The 2,251-nt window shown below is 74.5% G+C and carries 3 protein-coding genes; 1 reads left to right on the top strand and 2 read right to left on the bottom strand.

Annotated features, from left to right (window positions below; translation table 11 throughout):
- Together V7793_RS36605 and V7793_RS36600 are read right to left on the bottom strand one after the other, a co-directional pair.
- A partial coding sequence (locus tag V7793_RS36605) for a (2Fe-2S)-binding protein (RefSeq protein WP_336013992.1) occupies window positions 1-552 on the bottom strand: 552 nt, incomplete at its 3' end.
- Window positions 543-1,430: an FAD binding domain-containing protein gene (locus V7793_RS36600; protein ID WP_336013991.1), complete on the bottom strand. Its 888-nt coding sequence runs from the start codon at window positions 1,428-1,430 to the stop codon at window positions 543-545. The genes V7793_RS36600 and V7793_RS36605, both read right to left, overlap by 10 nt.
- 314 nt (window positions 1,431-1,744) lie before the next feature.
- Between V7793_RS36600 and V7793_RS36595 the strand changes: the two genes are divergently transcribed.
- The coding region (locus tag V7793_RS36595; RefSeq protein ID WP_336013990.1) for a PucR family transcriptional regulator ligand-binding domain-containing protein at window positions 1,745-2,251 on the top strand (507 nt) is incomplete at its 3' end.

The raw sequence follows: 2,251 nt of genomic DNA, 5'->3' as shown, positions 1-2,251 counted from the left end.
CGCGAGGCGCACCGCGTCGAGGATCGTCTCGTAGCCGGTACACCGGCACAGGTTGCCCGACAGGGCCTCGCGGATGTCCGCGTCGGAGGGCTCGGGGTTGCGCTCGATGAGCTCGTCGGCGGCGACGAGCAGGCCGGGGGTGCAGAATCCGCACTGGACGGCACCGGCATCGACGAAGGCCTGCTGGACCGGGGAGAGCTCCGCGGCGCCCGTGCCGCCGTCCGGTGCCGCCGGCCGGCGCAGGGCCTCGTCCAGGCTCGTCCCGGCCGGTTCCTCCGGTGTGCCGGTGCCCGCGGCGCGCCGCCGGGCGTGCTCGGCGAGGCCCTCGACGGTGACGACCTCCCGCCCCTCGGCCTGGCCCGCCGCCACCAGGCAGGCGCACACCGGCAGCCCGTCCAGCCGGACCGTGCACGAGCCGCACTCGCCCTGCTCGCAGGCGTTCTTCGAGCCCGGCAGCCCGAGCCGCTCCCGCAGGACGTAGAGCAGGCTCTCGCCCTCCCACACGTCGTCGGCCTGCTGCGGCCGGCCGTTGACCGTGAAGTTCACGCGCATTGGCTGTCCCTCCCCCCGCCGCGGTAGGCGTCCCACGTCCAGCCGAGCGTGCGGCGCGCCATCACGGCGACCGCGTGCCGGCGGTAGCGGGCGCTGCCGCGCACGTCGTCGATCGGGTTGCACGCCCCGGCGGCGAGCTCGGCGAACCGGCGGGCGGCCGAGGGCGGCACGGGCCGCCCGGACTCCCAGCAGCCGCCCTCCTCCAGGGCCGCGGTGAGGAAGTCCTCCGCGGCGCGGGCCCGCACCGGCGTGGGGGCCGCGGAGCCGATGCCGGTGCGCACCGTGCGGCTGCGCGGGTGCAGGGCGAGGGAGAACGCGCACACGGCGATGACCATGGCGTTGCGGGTGCCGACCTTGGAGAACTGCTGCGGCCCGTCGGCGCGCGCGATGCGCACGGCCCGGATCAGCTCGTCCGGGGCGAGGGCGTTGCGCTTGACGCCGGTGTAGAACTCCTCGGCGGGGATCAGGCGGGTGCCGCGCACGGACTCCGCCTCCACCCGCGCGCCCGCCGCCAGCAGGGGCGGGTGGGAGTCCCCGGCGGGGGAGGCGGCGCCGAGGTTGCCGCCGACGCTGCCCCGGTTGCGGATCTGCGGCGAGCCGACGGTGTGCGCCGCGAGCGCCAGGCCGGGCAGCTCGGCCCGCAGCTTCTCCATGATCCGTGCGTACGGGACGGAGGCGCCCAGCCGGACCTCGTCCTCCCCGGTCTCCCATTCGTACAAATCGCCGATGCGGGTCAGGTCCAGCAGGTGGTCCGGCCGGCGCTGATCGAAGTTGATCTCGACCATCACGTCCGTGCCGCCCGCGATGGGCACGGCCTCCGGGTGCTCGGCCTTGGCGGCCAGAGCCTCCTCCCAGGTGCCGGGGCGCAGGAACTCCATGGGGCTTCTCTTCTCGATCGGTCTCACACGGTCGTCCGAGGGATGTGCCGGGATGTGCCGGGGTGTGCCGGGGTGTGCGGGGGGCGTGCCCGGGGTCCGGTGGGGGATTCCGCGTGGCGGTCCGCCGCCCTCCGCGGCCGTGCCGCACGCTGTGGGCCCAGTACACCGAGCGTCCGGCGGGACGGTGCAGTCACCGAAAACATGAAGCGGTTGGCTGGCCAGAGCGCTCATCTTGTAGATTCGAACGAAAGACGGGGTTGGGAAACCTCACTGCATTCCACTGGTAACAACAAGACAGATCGGCGGCGACCACGATGCGGCTGCGCGCACTGCTGGAGACCGAAGCGCTGGGCCTCCGCCTGCTCGGCGGCGAGGACGAGCTGGACCGCACGGTGCGCGGCGTGATGACGACCGACCTGCGCGACCCCAGCCGCTACCTCTCCGGCGGCGAACTGGTCCTCACCGGGCTCGCCTGGCGGCGGGAGCCGGAGGACTCCGAGCGGTTCGTGCGGATCCTCACGGGCGCGGGCGTGGCGGGGCTCGCGGCGGGCGAGGCCGAGATGGCCTCCATCCCGGACGACCTCGTACGGGCATGCGACCGCCACCGTCTGCCGCTGTTCGCGGTCCACGAGAACGTCTCCTTCGCCTCCATCACCGAGCACGTCGTCCGGCAGGTGTCGAGCGAGCGCGCTGGGGACCTGGCGGCCGTCGTCGACCGGCACCGCCGGCTGATGACGTCGGGCCCGGCGGGCGGCGGCCCCGAAGTCGTCCTCGACCTGCTCGGCTCCGACCTCGACCTGCGGGCGTGGGTGCTCTCGCCG

This window comes from Streptomyces sp. KLMMK, from assembly GCF_036961605.1.
GTDB classification, from domain to species: domain Bacteria; phylum Actinomycetota; class Actinomycetes; order Streptomycetales; family Streptomycetaceae; genus Streptomyces; species Streptomyces telluris.
The sequence above is the reverse complement of the archived record's forward strand: the minus strand, read 5'-3'. Positions and strand labels throughout refer to the sequence as shown.

What these genes read in the sequence shown, in the direction of transcription:
- V7793_RS36600 (WP_336013991.1), bottom strand. Translation starts at nt 1,430, where the DNA reads ATGGAGTTCCTGCGCCCCGGCACCTGGGAGGAGGCTCTGGCCGCCAAG.